A 17,768-nucleotide genomic window follows, 5' to 3' on the forward strand; every position below is an offset into this window, starting at 1 on the left:
TAAGATTGTTTTTATTCGTCTAGGTATGAAATTGACTACCATTTGACTACCAAATTAGTGGTATTCAGAGGTTTTGAAGATAGTAATAAAATAATGAAAAAGCCTATTTAATAAGGCTTTTACATACAAAATTATTCAGTTTCACGGAGTAAAAAGATTATCGTGATCCATTAACAGTTATGCGCATCTTTACTTCGGATAGTACCTTGGGCGGCGTAACGTTCAAGAGTGATACGTATGATCAATTAATTCAAGAAACTAGAACAACACATGCGGCTGATCAAGAGGCTCGTTTAAATGACTTTGCTCAAGCACAAGATATTTTGGTGAATCAGGAAACGGTTTTAGCACCAATCTACAATCGAAGCATTTCTGTATTAGCTAATCAAAAAATCAAGGATCTGTATTGGCATTCATTTGGACCTACGTACAGTTTAAAATGGGCTTATGTTAACTAATTGAATGAAGGTAGGAAGGGGTTTGTCATGCTTTTAAAAAACTGTAAATTAGAAACAGGATTTTCTACTGTGAATCAGCGAATTGTTGCGACAGAAACAGCTAGCTATGATATTCGAATTGAAAACGAGGTCTGTACTGCGGTCGCACCGCAGTTAAGGCCTTTAGAGAGCGAAACAGTTATCGATGTGAATCAGCAACTCGTTTTACCTGCTCTAAGAGAAATGCATATTCATATTGATAAAACGTATTTTGGGGGACCTTGGAAGGCCTGTCGTCCACTAACGAAAGGAATTTTAACACGTATTGAAGAAGAAACTTGGCTGTTACCTGAACAATTACCAACTAGTTTAGAACGTGCTTGCCAAGTTATTGAGCAGTATATTCAACAAGGCCATTATCATATTCGCAGTCATTGTAATGTAGATCCATCTATTGGAACGAAACATATTGAAATCACTAAAGAAGCATTTAGTCGATATGAACAATACATTACTCATGAAATTGTGGCTTTTCCTCAACACGGATTACTCCGCTCACAAGTCGAACCTTTGATGCGCGAAGCCTTACGCATGGGGGCAACTCATGTCGGCGGCGTTGATCCAGCCCTTGTGGATCGTCATGTGGATCATTCAATCGCAAAAATATTTGAATTAGCTACCACATTTAATAAAAAAATTGATGTTCATTTACACGCCCGTGATACTTTGGGACTTTATGAATTTAATAAATTTGTTGATTATACAGAACAAGCAAAGATGTTTGGCAAAGTTACTTTAAGTCATGCTTTAGCTTTGGGGAGCTTAGAAGAAGCAGCAATTAGAGACATTGCGCAAAAATTCATCGAAACAGGGATTGATTTGACTTCGACTGTACCGATTGGAATGCCCACCATGCCGATTCCAACCTTGGTTGAACAAGGTGTTAAGATCTCCGTGGCTCATGACAGTTTGACGGATCATTGGTCGCCTTTTGGCAGTGGCAATACAATAGAAAAATTAAATACAGCCGCTCAAAGATTTAAAATTAGCGATGAGTATCGCTTGAATCGTTTATGGGGCTTAGCGAGTAATTTTGTAACGCCTCTTGATCCTAACGGGCAGCGAGTTTGGCCTAACGTCGGCGATTCTGCAGATTTCCTACTATTTAATGCTGAGAGCACTGCTCACGTGATTGCACGCCAACAGCCAATCCAACAACTGATACTAAAAGGACAACTGGTTGAAGCCGTTCAAAAGGGGGAAAGAGAATGACAGCATCCATTGTTTATTTGAATAATGTTCGTTTAGAAACTGGTTTTGCTAAAGACCACCACGAATTAACGTATACTAAAACCGCACGCTATACTTTAGCGATTCAAGAAGGCAAAATTCAAGCGATTATTCCGCAAAATCAAGTCACTGAAAAGCAACAAGGAACTGATTTAAACGGACAACTGGCTATTCCCGCTTTTCAAGAGAGCCATAACCACTTAGATAAAACCTACCTTTCATTAGGCTGGCGTGCTAGCCAACCTGTTAAGAATTTAAAAGAGCGTTTAGCAGACGAAGCCAGTGAACTTAAATTGTTAGCGCCGTCAACAGAACAACGAGCGACGGCCATGATTGAAAAATTGATTGGGTATGGAGCCTCTTATATTCGGACACATGTCAACATTGATCCTTATGTAGAACTAGAAAACTTCTGGGGCGTCAAAAGAGCCTTAGAAAAATATGCGCATGTGATTGATTATGATATTGTTGTCTTTCCACAGCATGGATTATTAAAAAATCCCCACACGGTTTTACTCATGAGAGAAGCCCTAAAAAATGGTGGAACAATGGTTGGCGGTTTAGATCCTGCAGGCATTGATTATGCAATTGAAGAATCTTTAGAAACCATTTTTGATCTGGCAGAAGAATTTCAAGTAGGAATCGATATCCACTTGCATGATACGGGGGAGGTTGGTGTTTATACAATTGATAAATTTTTAGACATTTTGGAAGAACGAAAATTTACTCAGCGAACCGCTATCAGTCACGCCTTTGCGCTGCTAGATGTACGACCAGGAGAAAAAGAAAAACTATACCAACGCTTGGCAACACATCAAACGGCGATTATGTCTACAATTCCCTATGATCCTCGTTATTTATTGCCACCAATTGATGTGTTACGCCAAGCTGGTGTATCGGTTCATTTAGGTAGTGATGGCTTTTTTGACTCTTGGAGTTCTAATGTTTCAGGTGATTTATTTGAAAAATTACGTAATTTTTGTGAAATGACAGGAAAGATTACAGAAGAGCAACTTACTCAAGCTTACGTCCATGGCTGCGGCAAAGAAGCACCTTTTTCATTTGAAGAAGAACGTCTTTGGTTTACAGAAGGCGACGAAGCAAACTTTATCTTTACAGAAGCAGCTTCTACAGCAGAAGTGATTGCTAGAAAACCACAGAAACGCCAGATTATGTTGAAAGGACAATGGGTTTAACTTGCTTTAAAATTAGGTAGAAATAGAATGCTAAAAAGCCAAACAGAGGAAACAGGGTTCAGCTCTGAGCGACGCATAGTGTCAGTCCAGCGGTTACTCGTCACAGTTTAATCCTTATAAAGTGCTTCTGCTCACAACGTGTATCAGCGTTTCAAGTTTGTTTGACTCACTTTAACATAGCACTTTTGCGTATCTTCCTTTATAATAAGACAAAATGAAGGAGATGAACCAAGCATGACTGAACAAACGAGAGAAAACAAAAAAGCAGCCTACGAATTGTGCTTACAACAATTGAGCGGTTTGTTAGAAATAGAAACGGATGCTATTGCAAATTTAGCAAACTCGTCCGCGTTACTTGCACAAACGTTACCAGACACCGTTTTTGCTGGGTATTATTTATATAAAGATGAAGAATTAGTTTTGGGGCCTTTTCAAGGGAAAGTCTCTTGTACCAGAATTAAAATGGGCAAAGGTGTCTGTGGTGAGTCCGCGGAAAAACAAGCTACATTGATTGTTGATAACGTGAAGACACACGCCAATTATATTTCTTGTGACTCAGCTGCGATGTCTGAAATCGTTGTACCGATGGTAAAAAATCATCAATTGGTCGGTGTTTTAGATATTGATAGTGGTGTAACAAATAGCTATGATGCGGTTGACCAACTGTATTTGGAAAAATTTGTTACCTTGTTACTAGAAAAATCAGATTTTTAAGCAGACTATTTTTGCTTTCTGACAAATCATGAGAAAATAAAGTATAAAATTTGATCATGAAAGAAGGTGAGTCATTTGTTAGAGCTGTATATAAATTTTAAAGGTGAAGCAAAAGAAGCAATTGCGTTCTATGAAGATGTTTTTGATACAAAATGTCAAAATTTAATGACTTTTGGCGAAGCACCTGAAGATCCTGAGCATCCTATAAACGACGAGATAAAGGATTTAGTGATGAACGCAAGTATCATTATTGAAGGAACCTATGTAATGATTTCAGATGTTCCTGATATGTTTGGTTTTGAAGTTACGGAAGGAAATAACCTTTCGCTCGTGGTTAGCACAGATGATGATGAAAAAATTGATCGCTTATTTAAACGATTATCTGAAGGTGGCACTGTTACAATGCCGTTATCTGAAACTTTTTGGTCCAAAAAGTATGGTTCCCTAAAAGATCAGTTTGGCATCCATTGGATGTTTAATTATTATGAAGAAGATTAAAATAAAAAATCCCCAATCCGTTATTTTCATTGGATTGGGGATTTTTTATTCATGAAAGAATTGCTTCTTAGCGATTTGATACTGCCGTTGCTTTTCTGTCCAAAATTGCTGATCGTTTTCATCAATTTTGCGAATGACTTTTGCTGGATTGCCCCCAACAATCGTGTTGGCAGGAACGTCTTTTGTAACCACAGCACCAGCAGCGACAATAGCATTTTTTCCAATTGTAACGCCAGGTAAAATGGTGGCACTTCCGCCAATCCACACGTTATCTTCAACAATAATTGGCGTCCCGAATTCTAATTCTGCAGTTCGAATCGTTGGATCAATTGGATGGCCGGCAGTATAAAAACTAGCACGAGGGCCAACCATGACATTATCACCGAAGATGATTTTGTTTACATCTAAAAAAATGCAATCCATATTTGCATAAAAATTTTCTCCTACCTCAATATGGCGACCGTAGTCTACATGGAGGGGTGGAGTGATATATAACTCATTGCCAGTTTTTCCTAATAATTCTTTTTCTAGGGCCACAATTTCTTTCACATTATCGATAGGAAGTTGATTGATTTTTTGAGCTAACACCTTGCCTTTTGTTGATTTGTTTTCGGGTAAAATGGTGGGGGCGTAATATAATTCACCTTTTAACATTTGCATATAATCAAAGTCATTTTGTTTCATGTAAGCGCTCCTTTAGGCTTTTTCTCTATTGTATCAAATCAATACAATAAGTCGAGGAATATGTAAAATAAAAAAGGACAGATAGCAAAATAGCCTTGCTTATCTATCCTTTACCTAAGGTTATCCAATTTTTTTAACTCTCCCGCCAATTTTATCTGCTAATTTTTGTGCTTCTTTTTCAGAGTGGTAAACTAAACAACCTGATTTATCTCGCGTACGTTTACCATCTGCAGTTAAATAGCCATGAAAAAATTTGATTGCATACATAGACATCACCGCCTTTCTAATTGAAAATAGTGTAAATGGAGCGATTAAAAATGTCAAATAATAGAAGTGCTCTTAACCATTCTTATCTTTTTTAGTTCGAAGATAAGCTTGGTTAAGAGCATCTTTTCACTTAATAAATTAGTTTGAAACGGGTCGTTGAGTGAAATTCCTGTTCAGGTGAGAGGGTGATAGAACCGAACAAGGGAAATCTTTCAGCACCAGGACAGACTTGGGTTTCAAATGTGAGCGCTCCGTGATTGACTAATTTTTGCCCTTGAATATCGGGACCGTTATCAGCAAAATTTGCTGAAAAAATAACAACTGAAGGTTGATCAGTGAACATTTCTAAGGTGATATCTTTAGTAGGACTTTTTAAGATAACATCTGGGTTAATTAAATCATGATTGGTTAAGATGAAAGGGTGATCGAAGCCGTTCATCTTTTGGATTTGTTCATCGTTACTTGAAAAAACCTCAGCTAATTTTTTAGGTTTTTGTAAATCAAAAGCTGTCTGGTCGACGGAAGCTAATTCTCCAAGCGGTAAAACTCTTTCATCAAGCGGGACATACTTTTGGGCATTTATTTGTAACTCATGCGTATCAATGGGGATTGTAGGATTTCCAGTTAAATTAAAGTAGACATGATTGGTTGGATTAAAAAGTGTTTGTTCATCTGTAGTTGCCTGATACTCAATTTGCCATTCATTTTCTTCAGTCAATGTATACGTGACTGAAACAGTGAGATTTCCAGGAAAACCATTTTCACCAGCAGGACTCTCTAGCCAAAATTTCACAGAAGGATTCACTTGTGCCTCTTGGATTTCACTGTGCCATTTTTTACTTTCAAACCCAGGTGTGCCGCCGTGAAGTGTTGTTTGAGTAGGAGTATTAATCATCGTTTGATACGTTTTACCCGCTAGTTCAAAGGAGCCATCGGCAATTCGGCCAGCTGTTCGACCAATTGTTGCACCAAAATATAAGTCTTTAGACAAATATTCATCTGCTGAGGGAAAGCCTAGCACGAGTGATCGGGATTCATTTTTTGTAAGAGGAACGTCGAGCGCAACAATTCGCGCACCAAAATCTGTTGCTTTTAAAGTCACACCATTTTTATTCGTCAGTGTGTAAAGAAGCATTCCTTGTCCAAATGATTCAGTTGAAATAGTCAAAATAATCAATCCTTCCTTCAAGTAAATATTTAGTAAATTTAACTTTGTTGTTTAGATTATTTAAATAGTCAAAAAGAAACGCTAAGAAAATAAATCTTTATTTAATTGTATTGTACACGTTTTCAATCAAAATGACAATTAAGAAAATATTAAGTAAACATTTGCAAAAATTTAGTAAATATTATACAATTTGTTTACTAATGAAAGGAGCGATTAGTGATGGAAGAACTGTTAATGAATCGATTTGTAGAAATATTTGGTGAGAAAGGGACAGCCTGTTATTTTGCCCCTGGAAGAATTAATTTGATTGGTGAACATACAGATTACAATGGCGGTCATGTTTTCCCAGCGGCTATTACGTTAGGGACATTTGGTGTGGCAAGAAAAAGAGACGACCAAAAAATTCGGATGTTTTCTGATAATTTTAAAGAGGTTGGTCTCATCGAATTTTCATTAGAAGATTTAACCTATTCAGATTCGGATGATTGGGCAAATTATCCTAAAGGCGTTTTAAATTACTTGATTGAAAGCGGACACAATATTGATTCTGGCTTAGATGTGCTCTTCTACGGTACGATTCCTAATGGTGCTGGCTTGTCTTCTTCTGCTTCTATTGAACTTTTAATGGGAACGATCTGTAATGATTTATATGCTTTACACTGTCCAATGCTTGAATTGGTGCAAATCGGTAAAAAAGTGGAGAATGAATTTATTGGCGTTAATTCAGGAATTATGGACCAATTTGCCGTAGGAATGGGAGAAAAAGATCAAGCTATTCTACTAGATACCAATAATATGCACTATGAAATGGTTCCCGCCAAATTAGGTGAGTATACGATTGTTATTATGAATACTAACAAACGTCGTGAATTAGCAGATTCAAAATATAATGAACGCCGTGCAGAATGCGAAGAAGCCGTTCGTTTGCTTCAAAAAGAGTTATCTATTGAATTTTTAGGTGAATTAGACAGCGAGACATTTGAACAATATCAAGCATTGATTGGAGATCCAACGTTGATTAAACGAGCGCGTCATGCCGTCACAGAAAATGAACGAACTTTATTGGCAAAACAAGCGCTAACTGAAGGGGATTTGGAAGAATTTGGCTTATTATTAAATGCCTCACATCGTTCGCTAAAAGAAGATTACGAAGTAACTGGCATTGAGTTAGATACCTTAGTGGCTTGTGCGCAAGAACAACCAGGCGTTTTGGGCGCACGGATGACTGGTGCAGGGTTTGGCGGTTGTAGTATTGCTTTGGTACCAAAGCAAAATATAGATGCATTTATTGAAGCTGTTGGCCAGAGTTATCAAGATAAAATTGGCTATGCTGCTGATTTTTATCCTGCATCAATTGATGATGGTGCCAGAAAGTTATTTTAGAAAGGAAGGCTTTAAATGTCTATTTTAGTATTAGGTGGCGCAGGCTACATCGGCTCACATGCCGTCGATCAATTAATTTCAAAAGGATATGCCGTTGTGGTTGTTGATAATTTATTAACGGGGCATCGTTCAGCAGTTCATGAACAAGCGACTTTCTATGAAGGCGATATTCGTGATAAAGCTTTTTTACGTAGTGTCTTTGAAAAGGAATCAATTGAAGGGGTGTTGCACTTTGCGGCCAATTCTTTAGTAGGAGAATCCGTGGAGAAACCGTTAATGTATTTCAATAACAATGTTCACGGCACTCAAATTGCCTTGGAAGTCATGCAAGAATTCGGAGTGAAACACATTGTTTTTTCTTCCACAGCGGCCACTTATGGCGAACCAAAAGCAATGCCTATTACAGAAGAAACCCCAACGAATCCTAAAAACCCGTATGGGGAAAGTAAATTAATGATGGAAAAAATCATGAAATGGTGCGACAACGCTTATGGAATGAAATATGTTGCTTTGCGTTATTTTAATGTTGCGGGAGCAAAAAAAGATGCCTCAATTGGTGAGGATCACACGCCAGAAACGCATATTGTGCCAATTATTTTACAAGTGGCATTAGGCCAACGAGCAGAGCTAAGTATTTTTGGGGATGATTATGATACACCAGATGGCACGTGCATTCGAGATTATGTTTATATTGAAGACTTGATTGCAGCACATATTTTGGCTTTAGAATATTTGAAAAATGGCGGCGAAAGTGACGTCTTTAACCTGGGAAGCAACAACGGCTATTCTGTTAAAGAAATGTTAGATGCTGCTCGCGAAGTGACAGGCCAAGAAATTCCTGCGACAATCGCGCCACGCCGAGCAGGGGATCCTAGTACGTTAATTGCTTCTAGTGAAAAAGCCAAACGAGTTTTAGGCTGGCAACCAGAAGTAACTGAGGTCAAGGACATTATCGCCACCGCTTGGCAATGGCATGTGAAACATCCTCAAGGCTATAATGAATAGGAGAACATCAGATGATGAAAGAAAGTAGTAAATGGATTGCTGCATTTGTAGAGATAATCATAGAAAATGGCGATTGGACGGAAACAGACCGCTATTATTTGACGAATCGGATTGCCAAACTAGTTGGCTGTGATTTTTTTGAACAACCAGAAGCGGTTGCTTGTGAGCAAGAACCGTTGCGTGTGGTGGAACATCTTTTAAATATTGCACAAGCCAATCACCAAATCGATGACTCAATTACGGAAGCAGAACAACTAGAAGCGGAGTTAATGGATTTTGTTACGCCGACCCCAACCATCATTAATCGGAAGTTTATGGACTATTATCAAGAGTCTCCACGAAAAGCAACGGATTATTTTTATCAGTTATGTAAAACGAATAACTACATTAAAACGAAAGCAATCGCCAAAAACATTATTTTCCCAATGGACTCACCCTATGGTAAACTAGAAATTACCATTAACTTATCGAAGCCAGAAAAGGATGCTCGAAAAATTTTGGCTGAAAAGAAAATGAGTCAAAAAAAATATCCAGCGTGTATGTTATGTATGGAGAATGAAGGTTATTATGGCCGTGTGAATTATCCAGCACGGACAAACCATCGGATTATCCGACTAAATTTAGAGGACGAAGCTTGGGGCTTTCAATATTCGCCATATGCTTACTATAATGAGCATGCGATTTTCTTGGACCAACAACATCGAGAAATGAAAATCGAGAAAAAAACGTTCCAGCGGCTCCTTAAAATTACGGAGTTATTCCCTGAATATTTTGTGGGCTCTAATGCAGATTTGCCAATTGTTGGTGGTTCTATTTTATCTCATGATCATTACCAAGCAGGACGTCATACATTTCCAATGGATTTAGCACCAATGGAAAAAAGATTTTCTTTGAAAAAATATCCTGAGATAACTGCTGGTATTTTAAAATGGCCGATGTCTGTGATTCGTCTTCAAAGTGATCGTCAAGAGGAACTAGTTGAGGCGGCCGAATTAATTTTGACCAAATGGCGCAATTATTCTGATGAACGTGTCTCAGTTCGGGCCTATTCAGAAGATGGCACACCGCATCATACGATTACGCCAATTGCCCGACGCAAAGGGTCATTATTTGAATTGGATTTAGTTTTACGAGATAATAATGTTTCGGAGGAATTTCCAGATGGCATTTTTCATCCACATCCAGAAGTACAACATATTAAGCAAGAAAATATTGGCTTAATTGAAGTAATGGGACTAGCTATTTTGCCACCAAGGCTGGCACAAGAATTAAGAGAAGTCGAAAAGTATTTATTAAAGCAACCCAATCAAATTGCTGAAAGTCATCGAGCTTGGGCGGATGAACTCAGTCAGCAAACCATCACTGAAGCCAATGTCAAAGAAGTGATCCAACAAGGAATTGGGACAATTTTTGTTCAAATTTTAACAGATGCCGGCGTCTTTAAACGTGACGAAGAAGGCCGTCGTGCTTTTGAACGATTTATTCAATGTATTGAAAATGATTAATTTGAGGTGAGGAACATCGTAACCATTAAAGATATAGCAGAGCAAGTCGGTGTTTCTTCAGCGACAGTTTCGAGAGTTTTGAACTATGATGAAACATTATCAGTTAGTGATGAAACGAAGAAGAAAATATTTGAAACAGCAGAAACGTTAAATTATAAAAAGCGAGCCAGAAAAAAACAAGCAGGCAAAAAGAAAATTCGGTTTGTCCAATGGTTCAGCGATCCAGAAGAACTGGATGATATTTACTATTTATCGATTCGTTTAGGTGTTGAAAAGCGGGCAGAGGAATTGGGTTTTCTTTTAGTCAAAGAATCTCTGACAAACCTGTCTCAAAAAAGATTTGATGGGACAATTGCCCTAGGAAAATTTGATGAAAAGCAAGTGGCGGCCTTAGCCGCCTTAGGCGCACCTCTTCTATTTGTAGACTTTGATGCAATGGCTTTTGGCCAAAACTCCATTGTTGTTGATTTTGCTGGAAGTGTTAAAACAATTGTGCAAGAATTTTTGGCGCAAGGGCATCAGAAAATTGGTATGCTTTCTGGGCAAGAATATACGAAAGAGTCCCGCGTGGCATTGGTTGATCCACGTTTTGTCGCTTTTAAAGAAACCTTAAAAGATCTGGACCTTTATCATCAAGAATGGGTTGTCGAAGCAGCTTTTTCTGTTGAAGAAGGCTATCAAGCGATGAAAGACTTTATTGAAAAAGCGGACACTCGTCCAACCGCTTTTTTCGCTGCAAGTGATACGTTGGCAATTGGTGCGATGCGGGCGTTACAAGAAGCAGCCATTCGTGTGCCAGAAGATATTTCTATCATTGGTTTTAATGATATTAGTGTCGCAAAATATGTTTCACCAACATTAACAACAGTTAAAGTTCATACTGAATGGATGGGTGAGCTAGCCGTTGAGACAATGAAAGAGTTATGCTTGAATACCCCACCAGTTCCTAGAAAAATTATTGTCGGAACGGAATTCATTCAGCGAGATTCAACGAAACATTCATCAAAATAACAGCAAAACTTGGAGAGTTTTTTCCAAGTTTTTTGCTCTTTTCTGCTGGTTTTCAACAATCAAGAAAATGGAGGGAAACAGATGCAACCGAAATTAATTATTTTACGTGGTAATTCTGGTAGTGGTAAAACAACAATAGCTAAAGCGCTTCATCAGTGTCTTAAAGAACAATCGTTATTGATTTCTCAAGATGTGGTGCGCAGAGAAATGCTTCGTGTTAAAGATGAAACAGGTAATCTAAGTATTGCTTTGTTAAAACAGTTGGTAGCTTTTGGTTATCAAGAATGCCAGTATGTGATTGTTGAAGGGATTTTTCAAAAAGCCATTTATCATTCCTTTTTTCAGGAAATAATCCATCTCTTTGAAGGAAACGTTCAGGTTTATTATTTTGATATTTCTTTTGAAGAAACGCTGAAAAGACATAGCCAGAGAAACAAGAATCAAGAATTTGGTGTCGTGGAAATGAAACGTTGGTGGCTACCAGAAGATTATTTAGAGCTTCCGGGAGAAAAGCGGTTATCTGAACAACTGTCTGAAAAGCAGATTATCAGGCAAATTTTAGCAGATATTCAGTAGTAAGTGCTGCGCTTTTTAGAGAAATGGATGTTGTGGTATGATAAAAAAGAAGGAGTGGTTTCAATGGATTACCAAGAACGATTAAAAAATTTACCACCTGAAGTCATGACAGCTTTTTCAGAATCATTTATTTTTTTAATCAGTAACGATAAAGTTCAACATTTCCCTGCACGAGACTTAACGCAAGCTGAAATGATTCAACGAGTGAAAGAGAAATTAGGTGAAGCGGTGACGTGGTCCTTATGGCAAGGGTTCGTTATTGCTGTTAATTCAGAAGAAACATGTGTTGCTGTTTTGCCCAAATATCATCAACTCGATGGTTTTTGAAAATGAATAAGGGAGCGAAGAATTATTCGCTTCGTTGTATAAAATGAAAGCGTTTTTCGGGAGGGAATGCTAATGTCTGAGCTAGTGGTTATTAGAGAAATGCAAGAGAAAGATATCTTAGCGCTGGATACTCAATTTGTCCAACAAGGTTGGCCAAGTCGCCAAGAGATTTTAATGAACTATTTAGAAGAACAATTAGTCAAGCAACGAACGGTTTTTGTAGCGGAGAAAAAGGCAACGCTGTTAGGTTATGTGACGTTACTGCCATTAGCTAAGGAAGGACCTTTTAAAAGTTTATATCCTGAAATAGCTGATTTCAATGTATTCTTACCATTTCAAAAACAAGGAGTGGGGCGGTTATTATTAAATCGTGCAGAAAATGTTGCCAAAAGTTATGCAGATACTGTTTCCTTGGGAGTAGGCCTGCATCCTGGTTATGGTGCAGCGCAAAGATTATATATCAAACAAGGATATGTGCCAGACGGTTCAGGAGTTTGGTTTCAAAATAAGCAGCTGAAACCAAACGAACGGTGTGTTAATGATGATGAGTTAGTTCTTTATTTATCGAAAAAACTATAGAGTAGCCAAAGTAATACTCTATAAATATCATTTAGGAGGTTGTCACCCTTGATTAGAAAAATGAAGCCAACAGATGCAGCGGCGTTAACTATCATTAATAAAGAACAATTGGGCTATGAAGTTCCCGTTGACGTGACCTGTAAACAGATTGAGAAATTACTACTAGCCAGTGACAGAGAGTTTTTATATGTTTATGAAGAAACGAAGACAGGCAAGATTTTAGGCTATGTGCATGCGCAACTGTATGAAACAATTTATTCCCAAACGTTATTGAACGTTCTGGGATTAGCAGTGGCAAAAGAAGCAGAAGGCCGTGGAATTGGTAAACAATTAATGACGAAACTAGAAACGGAAGCTAAAAAGTGTAACTTGTCTGCGATTCGCTTAAATTCAGGGGAACAGCGTACAGCAGCCCATCAATTTTATGAACACATTGGCTATGTTTCTGATAAAAAACAAAAGCGATTCATTAAATACTTGGATACTTAAGTTATGTCTTTAAAAAATAACAATTTCCTTTAAAAAAATAAGTAAAAACTAGTGAAATTTTCAGCGAATTAGTGTAAAATGTATCTCAATGACTCAACGAGTGTTTCAGCCGAAACACTGTCAAAGAAAGTACATACAAAGAAACAGAAATAGCCATTTTTGATGGCTGTTTTTTTATGGAGGAGGCAAATTATGACGAAAAAAAATAGTATGATGTACTTAGCAATTTCTAACTTATTTCTTGTTTTTCTAGGCGTAGGCCTAGTCATTCCCGTAATTCCCCAATTAAAAGAAGAAATGCATTTTTCTGGTACCACAATGGGAATGATGATTTCTATTTTTGCGATTGCCCAATTAATCACATCGCCAATCGCAGGTGTCCTTTCGGATAAAATTGGTCGGAAAAAAATGATTGCAACGGGCATGTTGGTGTTTTCAATTTCTGAGTTATTATTTGGTTTAGCCCAAGCGAAAAGCGGTTTTTATATTTCTCGTGGTTTAGGTGGGATTGCCGCCGCTTTATTAATGCCGTCAGTGACAGCTTTTGTGGCAGATATGACCACGATTTCTGAACGTCCGAAAGCGATGGGGCTTGTGTCAGCTGCAATTAGTGGTGGTTTTATTATCGGACCAGGAGTTGGTGGTTTTATTGCTTATTTAGGCATTCGCGCCCCGTTTTTTGCGGCCGCATTTTTAGCGTTTATTGGTTTTATTTTGACATTAACTGTTTTGAAGGAGCCAGAGAAACGAATTTTAGCCGCTGTTGAAGCGAAAAAAGGTTCATTTATGGATATTTTAAGAAATCCAATGTTTACCTCATTATTTGTGATTATCTTAATTTCCTCTTTTGGCCTGCAAGCGTTCGAATCTATTTATAGTATTATGGCGACTATTAATTTTGGCTTTACCACAAGTGAAATAGCAATCGTGATTACGGTTAGTGGTATTTTAGCGTTGATTTGTCAGTTGTTTTTCTTTGATGCAATCGTCCAAAAAATAGGTGAAATGGGTTTAATCCAATTAACCTTTTTTGCAAGTGCCATTTTTATTGCCGTGATTGCCTTTACAAAAAATAATTTAGTTGTTGTATTTTCAACGTTTATTGTCTTTTTAGCGTTTGACTTGTTTAGACCAGCAGTAACTACTTATTTATCCAAACATGCTGGAGATCAACAAGGAACCATCAACGGACTAAATTCGACATTTACAAGTTTTGGTAATATTTTAGGACCAATGGCAGCAGGAGCTTTATTTGATATCAATCACTTTTTCCCTTATTATGTTTCAGCAGTAATTCTGTTAGGAACGGGCTTTTTATCGTTATTTTTAAATCGAAATAAGATGTAAAAGAAAAAATAAGTATTTGGAATATAAAAATTCCGAATACTTATTTTTTTTTTGATCACCGACCGTTCTTGAAAAAAACAAAAAAATAAACAGTGTTCGCTTGATTAATCGAACGTTTGTTCGTATAATGATTTTGCAAGTGAGGTGATGTTTGTGAAATTTGATTATGAAAAAGAACCTAGTCGCGATATTCTTTGTATTGATTGCAAAAGTTTTTACGCTAGTGTAGAATGCGCAGAACGTGGGTTAGATCCGTTGAAAACGATGTTGGTAGTGATGAGTAATGCCGAAAATGCGGGGGGATTAGTTTTATCAGCATCGCCAATGGCAAAAAAAGTTTTAGGTGTTTCAAATGTTACGCGTAAAAATCAAGTGCCCGCTCATCCTGATTTATATGTGGTTCCGCCACGAATGAATTTGTACATGAAAAAAAATCAAGAAATTAATAATTTATATAAAAAGTTTGTCGCAGATGAAGATCACTCTGTGTTTAGTGTAGATGAATCATTTCTTGATGTAACGGCTTCTTTAAGTTATTTTCATTGTGAAACTGCCTATAAAATGGCTCGGATTATCCAAAGAGTCGTTTATAATCATGTGGGTATTTATGTGACCGTTGGGATAGGGGACAATCCGTTACTGGCTAAATTGGCGTTGGACAATGGCGCCAAACATTCGCCAGATTTTATTGCAGAATGGCGGTATGATCGTGTACCAGATACTGTCTGGCAGTTGCCTTCTTTGACAGATTTTTGTGGGATTGGTCGCAGAATGGCTAAACGACTGAATCGTTTAGGAATTGATTCTGTATATGAGTTAGCGCAAGCGAATCCGCATCTTTTACAAGAAACATTTGGCGTGATGGGGCTTCAATTGTATGCTCATTCATGGGGGATTGATCGTACCTTTTTAGGAAAAAAAGCACCACATAAAGCTGAAAAATCATTTGGGAATAGTCAGATTTTACCGAGAGATTATGCGCGAAGAGATCAGATTGAACTAGTCTTAAAGGAACTGACAGAACAAGTGGCTGCTCGTTTAAGAAAAGCGCATTGTCAAACGGAATGTATCACAGTCTACGTTGGTTATTCCAAAGGACAAATTGACCGTGAAGGACGAACTGGTTGGCGAAAACAACAAACGATTCCTGCAACAAACAATACAAAAGTTTTGATTACCTATGTATTAGCCCTTTTTAGAGAACATTATCTAGCGGGAACCGATGTCCGGCAATTAGGGCTTTCTTATGGGAAATTAGTTTGGAATGAATCTTTACAATTAGATTTATTTTCGGAACCAGAAGAGCAAATTAGTGAAATGGAGTTAAACTATCTGATTGATAAAATCCGACAAAAATTTGGCTTTCAAGCTTTAATCCACGCCTCTTCTTTGTTGGAAGGCGCGACGGCAATTCATCGTTCAGGATTAGTCGGTGGACATGCTGGAGGAAATGTCGGTTTAGGAGGATAACATCATGAAACGAACAAAAAAAGAATTTACACCTTATAATGAGTACCATGATCGGCCCTTTGAACTGAAATGGGCGACCGCTTTTGCATTGGGGGAGTTACAAGAAGGAATCGAAGCTTCTGACGAATATTCTAAGAGAGCGTTTGAACGCTTACCGCAACAGACAACAGAAGAAATTGAAGAATACTTAGAGCAGTCTTTAAAAAATAACCAGGTTTTAGAAATCCAATTGAATACATTGGATGATTTTGGCCGTGTTCAACCGCCAATTGTTGGTGTTTTTGAAGGGATGAGTTCAATGGAGTATGCAAAAGTTGGACATACACATATTTTATTTGAAGAGATTCGGCATATTAAAAGTCATGAGTTTACAAAGTGGTCGAGCCTTGATTAAAAAACTATTGTTATACGTGCGTTTTGTGAAAACATATGAGATAATGTTCATAGGTAATAGAAATAAAAATTATGGAGGTGGCTAGGATGGGACATCATTTAAAAGGACACCATGGCAAAAAAACAAATGCGAGTGGCGGCTTTTTAACAAAGTTATTGGCTGGTGGTGCCTTAGTGGGCGTAGGAAAAAAGTTATACGACAATCGTGAAAAAATTAAAGAGCTGTTAAGTGACGACAAAGAAAAAAGCAACGATACTGAAAACAAATAAAGGACTGGATTGACGGAATGGTAAAAGATGCAGCGTATATTATTGAAGAGATTACCACGATTTTAGAAGGAACCTATTTTGTGATAACCAAGAAAGCGAATAAGCGCCGCATGTGTTTACATGTTTCAGATACCGCGAAAGAATTTTTACGTTGTCGACTGGAATATGAAACATTCTTAGAGCAACAGTTTGATTATGCCACAATGTTTTTAGAAACATGTACGGAAGATGTTTCTGTTGAAATTCAAACGGGACTACTTGAAGAAACAAATTATCAAGCATTAACCGTGGAAAAATTACAACAGATAGCCACTAAAATGTAACACAGCTGTTGTGTTAGTTTTGATTCTTAATTTGGTTAAGGAGGCGGATAAAATGTCAGTATATCAACATATTTTGGTTGCTCTTGATGGCTCAGATCAATCTGAAAAAGCTTTTCATGAAGCTGTCAGGATTGCCAAAGAGGAACAAGCCACTCTTTATTTAGCTACAATTATTAATGATGCTGAATTTACGACGAGTCCATTTTCTTTTGAAGAATTGTATGATTTAGAAAAACACAAGTCAGAAGAGATGCTCACTGAAAAGGCAAAACAAGCGAGTGAAATTGGTGTAAAAACAGTCAAAAAAATTGTTGAGCTTGGGAGCCCAAAACGTTATCTTGCCAACACGATTTCTGAAAATTATGCCATAGATTTAATTGTGCTAGGTGCCACGGGAAGAGGTGCTATTCAACGAACCTTAATTGGTTCTACTACAGATTATGTGGTTAACCATGCTTTGTGCAATGTCTTAGTCGTTCGCTAATTGTGAGTAAATAATCAAGGGAACAATGTTTTATCGGGACGTTTTTTTAAATTAAACGAGAGGTGAGTTTATGAAAACAAAAATCGGAAAAACAGTTATCTTGTCAGCGTTTTTATTCACAAGTTTCTTTTTACTGAGTGGTTGTACCTCGGCTGGCGAAGAGATGGAAAAAACAATTGATCGACAGAAAGAAAAAGTCGATAAAACGGTCGATAAGCAGAAACATAAAAATGAAAATTCCATGGAAAGTTACGACGAAAAAGTTGACCGTTCTTTAGATAGTCAAGAAGACAAAATCGATACTACTGAGTAACGGGAAAGCTTTCAACTATCGGCTAGTAAATAAATAATA

The 17,768-nt window shown here is 37.5% G+C and carries 22 protein-coding genes and 1 pseudogene; 20 read left to right on the forward strand and 3 right to left on the reverse strand.

Annotated features, from left to right (window positions below; translation table 11 throughout):
- Positions 1-155: 155 nt before the first annotated feature.
- The 5 genes and pseudogenes from IGL17_RS04475 to IGL17_RS04495 form a co-directional block, all read left to right on the forward strand.
- Positions 156-458: pseudogene (locus tag IGL17_RS04475) on the forward strand (peptide ABC transporter substrate-binding protein); the annotation flags it as partial.
- Positions 459-1,709: an amidohydrolase family protein gene (locus IGL17_RS04480; protein ID WP_016618214.1), complete on the forward strand. Its 1,251-nt coding sequence runs from the start codon at positions 459-461 to the stop codon at positions 1,707-1,709.
- Complete coding sequence (locus IGL17_RS04485) at positions 1,706-2,923, forward strand: amidohydrolase (RefSeq protein ID WP_016618213.1); 1,218 nt, start codon at positions 1,706-1,708, stop codon at positions 2,921-2,923. Before IGL17_RS04480 ends, IGL17_RS04485 begins: the two co-directional genes overlap by 4 nt.
- Before the next feature lie 234 nt (positions 2,924-3,157).
- Positions 3,158-3,637: a GAF domain-containing protein gene (locus IGL17_RS04490; RefSeq protein WP_002360627.1), complete on the forward strand. Its 480-nt coding sequence runs from the start codon at positions 3,158-3,160 to the stop codon at positions 3,635-3,637.
- 66 nt (positions 3,638-3,703) lie between these two features.
- Positions 3,704-4,135 (forward strand): VOC family protein, encoded by a 432-nt coding sequence (locus IGL17_RS04495; RefSeq protein WP_002382065.1) that lies wholly within the window; start codon positions 3,704-3,706, stop codon positions 4,133-4,135.
- Between the two features lie 45 nt (positions 4,136-4,180).
- On the opposite strand, the gene IGL17_RS04500 is transcribed toward IGL17_RS04495, so the two are convergent.
- The 3 genes from IGL17_RS04500 to galM all read right to left on the reverse strand — a co-directional run bounded on the left by IGL17_RS04500 (position 4,181) and on the right by galM (position 6,275).
- Positions 4,181-4,819 carry a sugar O-acetyltransferase gene (locus tag IGL17_RS04500; protein ID WP_002379300.1) on the reverse strand — a complete coding sequence of 213 codons (639 nt, stop codon included), beginning with the start codon at positions 4,817-4,819 and terminating at the stop codon, positions 4,181-4,183.
- A 120-nt stretch (positions 4,820-4,939) separates the two neighbouring features.
- Complete coding sequence (locus IGL17_RS04505) at positions 4,940-5,086, reverse strand: hypothetical protein (RefSeq protein ID WP_002384758.1); 147 nt, start codon at positions 5,084-5,086, stop codon at positions 4,940-4,942.
- Positions 5,087-5,216: 130 nt separating this feature from the next.
- Positions 5,217-6,275, reverse strand: a complete 1,059-nt coding sequence (gene galM, locus IGL17_RS04510) for a galactose-1-epimerase (protein ID WP_016618211.1) — start codon at positions 6,273-6,275, stop codon at positions 5,217-5,219.
- A gap of 198 nt (positions 6,276-6,473) precedes the next feature.
- On the opposite strand from galM, the gene IGL17_RS04515 reads away from it, so the two are divergent.
- The 15 genes from IGL17_RS04515 (at position 6,474) to IGL17_RS04585 (ending at position 17,729) form a co-directional block, all read left to right on the forward strand.
- Positions 6,474-7,637 carry a galactokinase gene (locus tag IGL17_RS04515; RefSeq protein WP_002382071.1) on the forward strand — a complete coding sequence of 388 codons (1,164 nt, stop codon included), beginning with the start codon at positions 6,474-6,476 and terminating at the stop codon, positions 7,635-7,637.
- Positions 7,638-7,652: 15 nt separating this feature from the next.
- Complete coding sequence (gene galE / locus IGL17_RS04520) at positions 7,653-8,642, forward strand: UDP-glucose 4-epimerase GalE (protein ID WP_002361578.1); 990 nt, start codon at positions 7,653-7,655, stop codon at positions 8,640-8,642.
- 14 nt (positions 8,643-8,656) lie between these two features.
- Positions 8,657-10,147: a UDP-glucose--hexose-1-phosphate uridylyltransferase gene (gene galT / locus IGL17_RS04525; protein ID WP_025193357.1), complete on the forward strand. Its 1,491-nt coding sequence runs from the start codon at positions 8,657-8,659 to the stop codon at positions 10,145-10,147.
- 6 nt (positions 10,148-10,153) lie between these two features.
- Positions 10,154-11,158 (forward strand): LacI family DNA-binding transcriptional regulator, encoded by a 1,005-nt coding sequence (locus IGL17_RS04530; RefSeq protein ID WP_002360622.1) that lies wholly within the window; start codon positions 10,154-10,156, stop codon positions 11,156-11,158.
- Between the two features lie 9 nt (positions 11,159-11,167).
- Complete coding sequence (locus IGL17_RS04535) at positions 11,168-11,734, forward strand: kinase (protein ID WP_002408620.1); 567 nt, start codon at positions 11,168-11,170, stop codon at positions 11,732-11,734.
- A gap of 27 nt (positions 11,735-11,761) precedes the next feature.
- The gene (locus IGL17_RS04540; protein ID WP_002390034.1) at positions 11,762-12,061 is read left to right on the forward strand and encodes a hypothetical protein; all 300 of its coding nucleotides are present in this window, start codon (positions 11,762-11,764) and stop codon (positions 12,059-12,061) included.
- Positions 12,062-12,127: 66 nt separating this feature from the next.
- Positions 12,128-12,640: a GNAT family N-acetyltransferase gene (locus tag IGL17_RS04545; protein WP_016618003.1), complete on the forward strand. Its 513-nt coding sequence runs from the start codon at positions 12,128-12,130 to the stop codon at positions 12,638-12,640.
- A gap of 48 nt (positions 12,641-12,688) precedes the next feature.
- Complete coding sequence (locus IGL17_RS04550; protein WP_002369669.1) at positions 12,689-13,129, forward strand: GNAT family N-acetyltransferase; 441 nt, start codon at positions 12,689-12,691, stop codon at positions 13,127-13,129.
- Between the two features lie 192 nt (positions 13,130-13,321).
- Positions 13,322-14,476: a multidrug efflux MFS transporter EmeA gene (emeA, locus tag IGL17_RS04555; RefSeq protein WP_002358140.1), complete on the forward strand. Its 1,155-nt coding sequence runs from the start codon at positions 13,322-13,324 to the stop codon at positions 14,474-14,476.
- Between the two features lie 147 nt (positions 14,477-14,623).
- Entirely contained in the window at positions 14,624-15,946 is a 1,323-nt protein-coding gene (locus tag IGL17_RS04560; protein WP_002386016.1) for a Y-family DNA polymerase, read from the forward strand.
- A gap of 4 nt (positions 15,947-15,950) precedes the next feature.
- Entirely contained in the window at positions 15,951-16,340 is a 390-nt protein-coding gene (locus IGL17_RS04565) for a hypothetical protein (protein WP_002358138.1), read from the forward strand.
- Positions 16,341-16,411: 71 nt separating this feature from the next.
- Positions 16,412-16,609: a hypothetical protein gene (locus tag IGL17_RS04570; RefSeq protein ID WP_002375234.1), complete on the forward strand. Its 198-nt coding sequence runs from the start codon at positions 16,412-16,414 to the stop codon at positions 16,607-16,609.
- Positions 16,610-16,626: 17 nt separating this feature from the next.
- Entirely contained in the window at positions 16,627-16,932 is a 306-nt protein-coding gene (locus IGL17_RS04575; RefSeq protein ID WP_002358136.1) for a hypothetical protein, read from the forward strand.
- 52 nt (positions 16,933-16,984) lie between these two features.
- Positions 16,985-17,416: a universal stress protein gene (locus IGL17_RS04580; RefSeq protein ID WP_002391595.1), complete on the forward strand. Its 432-nt coding sequence runs from the start codon at positions 16,985-16,987 to the stop codon at positions 17,414-17,416.
- A 70-nt stretch (positions 17,417-17,486) separates the two neighbouring features.
- Positions 17,487-17,729, forward strand: coding sequence for a hypothetical protein (locus IGL17_RS04585; protein ID WP_002377858.1), 243 nt, complete (start codon positions 17,487-17,489; stop codon positions 17,727-17,729).
- Positions 17,730-17,768: the final 39 nt, after the last annotated feature.

Source organism: Enterococcus sp. AZ088 (assembly GCF_051714845.1).
Taxonomy (GTDB): domain Bacteria; phylum Bacillota; class Bacilli; order Lactobacillales; family Enterococcaceae; genus Enterococcus; species Enterococcus faecalis.